The organism is Methylobacterium sp. AC832 (genome assembly GCF_979256025.1).
Genome location: NZ_CEEDMV010000079.1, coordinates 1 through 240 on the forward strand (window position 1 = coordinate 1; position 240 = coordinate 240).

The window sequence follows — 240 nt, forward strand, 5'->3', positions numbered from 1 at the left end:
TCATAGGGCGCGGCGAACGGGCCGATGATCTCCATCAGCAACTCGGTGGTGGTCTGCTGGATTTCGGAGCCCTTGATCTTGAGCACCGAGGATGCCGGATTGGGCTTGCCCTTGCCGTGCTTGCCCTCGTCGGCGACGACGCGGAGCTGGGTCAGCTCGAGCGCCTTCAGCTCGATCTCGCAGGCGGTGAGCTTCTCGCGGAACGCCGGATCCTCGATCACAGGACGGCCGCCGGACTCG

Annotated in this window: 1 protein-coding gene; it reads right to left on the bottom strand. The window is 65.4% G+C overall.

What is annotated here, in order from left to right; genetic code table 11:
• Positions 1–240, bottom strand: a 240-nt coding sequence (locus AC0IXR_RS25170) for an acyl-CoA dehydrogenase family protein (protein ID WP_471762618.1), incomplete at both ends; no start/stop codon positions are given.